Below are 5,786 nucleotides of genomic sequence, written 5' to 3'. Positions count from 1 at the left end.
CCCCACCCTCCGACCCAACCACCCCGAAACCCTCACCCTCCACACCGCCACCGCCACCGCCCACACCACCGGCCACACCACCACCTGGCCCACCCACGGCCACACCATCACCCTCCCCACCTACCCCTTCCAACGCACCCGCCACTGGCTCGACCTGCCCGAGACCGTCGGCGATGCCGCGGACCTGGGCCTGGACGCGGCGGGCCACCCGCTGCTGGGGGCCGCGGTGCTGCTGCCGGAGGACGGCGGAGCGGTGGTGACCGGGCGGCTCTCGCCGCGCACCCGGCCGTGGCTGGCCGACCACTCCGTGGCCGGCACCGCGGTCCTGCCCGGGACGGCGTTCGCCGAACTGGTGCTCAGCGCCGGCGAGGAGGTCGGCTGCGACGTCCTGGAGGAGCTCGAACTCAGGACCGCGCTCGCCCTGCCGGAGCGGGGTTCCGTCCCGCTCCAGGTGACGGTCGGCGCCGCGGACGGCGCGGGACGCCGACCGGTGACCGTCCACACCCGTGGCGAGGACGGCCAGAGCGTGCTGGCGAAGGGCACCCTGGCCCCGTCCGACGGCTCCCGGCCCGCCGGCGCGACCGGCGCGTTCCCGCCCGCCGGCGCAGCCGAGGTGGACCTGGCCGCGCTCTACGAGCGGCTCGGCGCCGCCGGGCTGGACTACGGGCCGGCGTTCCAGGGCCTGCGGGCGGCCTGGCGGCACGGCGAGGAGGTGTACGCGGAGGTGGCGCTGCCCGAGTCGGTGGCGTCCGACGGCTTCGGCCTCCACCCGGCGCTGCTCGACGCGGCGCTGCACCCGATGGCCTTCACCCCGGACACCCCGGAGGGGGAGGTCCGGCTCCCGCTGGCCTGGTCGGACGTCCGGCTGCACGCCGTCGGCGCCCGCTCGGCCCGGGTGCGGCTGACGCCCACCGGGCCGGAGACGATCGCCGTGTCGGTCACGGACGCCCAGGGCGCCCCGCTGGCGGAGGTCGGCGAGCTGCGGGTTCGGGCCGCCCGGCCGGAGCAGCTGGTGGCGCGCGGTCGGGAGAGCCTGTACGAGCTCCACTGGCCCGCCCTGGAGCCGGCCGCCGGCGCCGGGGCCCCGCCGGTCACCGCACCGGCCGCCGACGCCGCCGCGCTGGCCGCCGTCCCCGCCGGCACCGAGGCCGTGCTGGCCCGGGTGCCCACCGCCGGCGAAGGGGACGGCGACGTGCCCGGCCGGGTGCGCGCGGTGCTGGAGTGGGCGCTGGAGCTGGCGCGTGCCTGGCAGGCCGAGGACCGGTTCGCCGACGCCCGGCTGGTGTTCGTCACCGAGGGCGGCACCGGCGACCGGCCCGCGGACCTCGCCCACGCCGCGGTGTGGGGTCTGGTGCGCAGCGCCCAGACCGAGAGCCCCGGCCGCTTCGGCCTGGTGGACCTCGACGGCACCGCCGCGTCCGAGGAGCGGCTGCCCGCCGCGCTGGCCGCCTCGGAGCCCCAACTGGCCCTTCACGAGGGAGCCGTGACGGTCCCCCGGCTGGTCCGCGCGGCCCGCCGGAGCGCGGAGCCGCGGGGCGGCCAGGAGGGACGGGACGGGCAGGACGCGCCGGTGTTCGCCCCCGACGCGACCGTGCTGGTGACCGGGGCCACCGGGGTCCTCGGCGCGCTGATCGCCCGGCACCTGGTGGCCGGGCACGGCGTCCGGCGGCTGCTGCTGGTCAGCCGGCGCGGTCCGGCCGCCCCCGGTGCCGACGGCCTGCGCGAGGAACTGCTCGCCCTGGGCGCCCTGGAGGTCACCGTGGCCGCCTGCGACCTGGCCGACCGGGCCGCCACGGCCGCACTGCTGGCCCGGCACCCGGTGACGGGCGTGGTGCACTCGGCCGGGGTGCTGGACGACGCCACGATCGCCTCGCTGACGCCGGAGCGGCTGCACCGGGTGCTGGCCGCGAAGGTGGACGCCGCCTGGAACCTGCACGAACTGGCCGGTGACGCCTCGGTGTTCGCCCTGTTCTCCTCGGTCTCCGGCCTGGTCGGCGGCGCCGGGCAGGCCAACTACGCGGCGGCCAACGCCTTCCTGGACGCCCTCGCCGCGCACCGGCACGGGCTGGGACGGCCGGCCGTGAGCTACGCGTGGGGCCTGTGGGAGCAGGACGGCGCGGGCATGGCCGACACGCTCGGCCGTGCCGACCTGGCGCGGATGGCGCGGATCGGCATCCTGCCGATCCCGGCCGCGCTGGGCCTGGAGCTCTTCGACGCGGGGCTGCGCTCCGGGCGGGCCGCGATCGCCCCGGTCCGGCTGGACCTGTCGGCGCTGCGCGACCCGTCGCCCGTCCTGCGCGGCCTGGTGCGCGTCCCGGCCCGCCGGGCCGCCGCCGGGGTCGCGGCCGCACCGGCGGCCGTCGCGGTGGCGGACCGGATCGCGGGGCTCGCCGCCCCCGAGCGGGCCGAGGCCCTGCGGGACCTGGTGCAGGGCTTCGTGGCCGAGGTGCTGGGCCACGGCGACCCGCGGGCGCTGGACGTCGAACGCGGTCTGCTGGATCTGGGCATCGACTCGCTGACGGCGGTGGAGCTGCGCAACCGGCTCGGGGAGACCCTGGGGCACCGGCTGCCGTCCACGGTGGTGTTCGACTATCCGACGATCGCCGGCCTGGCCGGCTACCTGGACGCCGAGGTGCTGCCGGCGCCGAAGTCCGGGCTGGAGGAGCTGGACCGGATCGAGGAGCTGCTGCTGGCCCTGCCGCCGGAGGGCGAGGAGCGGGCCCGGCTGGCGCAGCGGCTGCAGGAGATGCTGACGAGGGCCCGCGGCCCGGTGGACGACACCGCGCAGCTGCTGGAGTCGGCCTCGGACGACGACCTGTTCGACTTCATCGACGGCGAACTCGGCCTGGGCTGAGCCCCCTTCCACCGGCGGCGGACCGCCCGGGAGCCCCCGCGGGGGCTCCCGGGCGGTCCGCCGCCGGTGGAAGGGGGCTCAGCCCAGGCCGAGTTCGCCGTCGATGAAGTCGAACAGGTCGTCGTCCGAGGCCGACTCCAGCAGCTGCGCGGTGTCGTCCACCGGGCCGCGGGCCCTCGTCAGCATCTCCTGCAGCCGCTGCGCCAGCCGGGCCCGCTCCTCGCCCTCCGGCGGCAGGGCCAGCAGCAGCTCCTCGATCCGGTCCAGCTCCTCCAGCCCGGACTTCGGCGCCGGCAGCACCTCGGCGTCCAGGTAGCCGGCCAGGCCGGCGATCGTCGGATAGTCGAACACCACCGTGGACGGCAGCCGGTGCCCCAGGGTCTCCCCGAGCCGGTTGCGCAGCTCCACCGCCGTCAGCGAGTCGATGCCCAGATCCAGCAGACCGCGTTCGACGTCCAGCGCCCGCGGGTCGCCGTGGCCCAGCACCTCGGCCACGAAGCCCTGCACCAGGTCCCGCAGGGCCTCGGCCCGCTCGGGGGCGGCGAGCCCCGCGATCCGGTCCGCCACCGCGACGGCCGCCGGTGCGGCCGCGACCCCGGCGGCGGCCCGGCGGGCCGGGACGCGCACCAGGCCGCGCAGGACGGGCGACGGGTCGCGCAGCGCCGACAGGTCCAGCCGGACCGGGGCGATCGCGGCCCGCCCGGAGCGCAGCCCCGCGTCGAAGAGCTCCAGGCCCAGCGCGGCCGGGATCGGCAGGATGCCGATCCGCGCCATCCGCGCCAGGTCGGCACGGCCGAGCGTGTCGGCCATGCCCGCGCCGTCCTGCTCCCACAGGCCCCACGCGTAGCTCACGGCCGGCCGTCCCAGCCCGTGCCGGTGCGCGGCGAGGGCGTCCAGGAAGGCGTTGGCCGCCGCGTAGTTGGCCTGCCCGGCGCCGCCGACCAGGCCGGAGACCGAGGAGAACAGGGCGAACACCGAGGCGTCACCGGCCAGTTCGTGCAGGTTCCAGGCGGCGTCCACCTTCGCGGCCAGCACCCGGTGCAGCCGCTCCGGCGTCAGCGAGGCGATCGTGGCGTCGTCCAGCACCCCGGCCGAGTGCACCACGCCCGTCACCGGGTGCCGGGCCAGCAGTGCGGCCGTGGCGGCCCGGTCGGCCAGGTCGCAGGCGGCCACGGTGACCTCCAGGGCGCCCAGGGCGAGCAGTTCCTCGCGCAGGCCGTCGGCACCGGGGGCGGCCGGACCGCGCCGGCTGACCAGCAGCAGCCGCCGGACGCCGTGCCCGGCCACCAGGTGCCGGGCGATCAGCGCGCCGAGGACCCCGGTGGCCCCGGTCACCAGCACGGTCGCGTCGGGGGCGAACACCGGCGCGTCCTGCCCGTCCCGTCCCTCCTGGCCGCCCCGCGGCTCCGCGCTCCGGCGGGCCGCGCGGACCAGCCGGGGGACCGTCACGGCTCCCTCGTGAAGGGCCAGTTGGGGCTCCGAGGCGGCCAGCGCGGCGGGCAGCCGCTCCTCGGACGCGGCGGTGCCGTCGAGGTCCACCAGGCCGAAGCGGCCGGGGCTCTCGGTCTGGGCGCTGCGCACCAGACCCCACACCGCGGCGTGGGCGAGGTCCGCGGGCCGGTCGCCGGTGCCGCCCTCGGTGACGAACACCAGCCGGGCGTCGGCGAACCGGTCCTCGGCCTGCCAGGCACGCGCCAGCTCCAGCGCCCACTCCAGCACCGCGCGCACCCGGCCGGGCACGTCGCCGTCCCCTTCGCCGGCGGTGGGCACCCGGGCCAGCACGGCCTCGGTGCCGGCGGGGACGGCGGCCAGCGCGGCGGCGTCGGCGGCCGGTGCGGTGACCGGCGGGGCCCCGGCGCCGGCGGCCGGCTCCAGGGCGGGCCAGTGGAGCTCGTACAGGCTCTCCCGACCGCGCGCCACCAGCTGCTCCGGCCGGGCGGCCCGAACCCGCAGCTCGCCGACCTCCGCCAGCGGGGCGCCCTGGGCGTCCGTGACCGACACGGCGATCGTCTCCGGCCCGGTGGGCGTCAGCCGCACCCGGGCCGAGCGGGCGCCGACGGCGTGCAGCCGGACGTCCGACCAGGCCAGCGGGAGCCGGACCTCCCCCTCCGGGGTGTCCGGGGTGAAGGCCATCGGGTGCAGCGCCGCGTCGAGCAGCGCCGGGTGGAGGCCGAAGCCGTCGGACGCCACCGACTCGGGCAGCGCCACCTCCGCGTACACCTCCTCGCCGTGCCGCCAGGCCGCCCGCAGGCCCTGGAACGCCGGCCCGTAGTCCAGCCCGGCGGCGCCGAGCCGCTCGTAGAGCGCGGCCAGGTCCACCTCGGCTGCGCCGGCGGGCGGGAACGCGCCGGTCGCGCCGGCGGGCCGGGAGCCGTCGGACGGGGCCAGGGTGCCCTTCGCCAGCACGCTCTGGCCGTCCTCGCCACGGGTGTGGACGGTCACCGGTCGGCGTCCCGCGCCGTCCGCGGCGCCGACCGTCACCTGGAGCGGGACGGAACCCCGCTCCGGCAGGGCGAGCGCGGTCCTGAGTTCGAGCTCCTCCAGGACGTCGCAGCCGACCTCCTCGCCGGCGCTGAGCACCAGTTCGGCGAACGCCGTCCCGGGCAGGACCGCGGTGCCGGCCACGGAGTGGTCGGCCAGCCACGGCCGGGTGCGCGGCGAGAGCCGCCCGGTCACCACCGCTCCGCCGTCCTCCGGCAGCAGCACCGCGGCCCCCAGCAGCGGGTGGCCCGCCGCGTCCAGGCCCAGGTCCGCGGCATCGCCGACGGTCTCGGGCAGGTCGAGCCAGTGGCGGGTGCGTTGGAAGGGGTAGGTGGGGAGGGTGATGGTGTGGCCGTGGGTGGGCCAGGTGGTGGTGTGGCCGGTGGTGTGGGCGGTGGCGGTGGCGGTGTGGAGGGTGAGGGTTTCGGGGTGGTTGGGTCGGAGGGTGGGG

At 78.4% G+C, this 5,786-nt stretch carries 2 protein-coding genes; one reads left to right on the top strand and one right to left on the bottom strand.

Annotation, left to right across the window (positions count from 1 at the left end; translation table 11 throughout):
- Window positions 1–2,854 (top strand): type I polyketide synthase (locus ACFCX4_RS34170; RefSeq protein ID WP_376151009.1); only part of this gene is annotated, 2,854 nt, incomplete at its 5' end.
- 78 nt (window positions 2,855–2,932) lie between these two features.
- Here the strand turns inward: ACFCX4_RS34170 and ACFCX4_RS34165 are convergent.
- Window positions 2,933–5,786 (bottom strand): type I polyketide synthase (locus tag ACFCX4_RS34165; protein ID WP_376151009.1); only part of this gene is annotated, 2,854 nt, incomplete at its 5' end.

This window comes from Kitasatospora sp. NPDC056327, from assembly GCF_042261735.1.
Classification (GTDB): Bacteria; Actinomycetota; Actinomycetes; order Streptomycetales; family Streptomycetaceae; genus Kitasatospora.
Note: the sequence above shows the minus strand (reverse complement) of the source record. Positions and strands in the feature narration are given on the sequence as shown.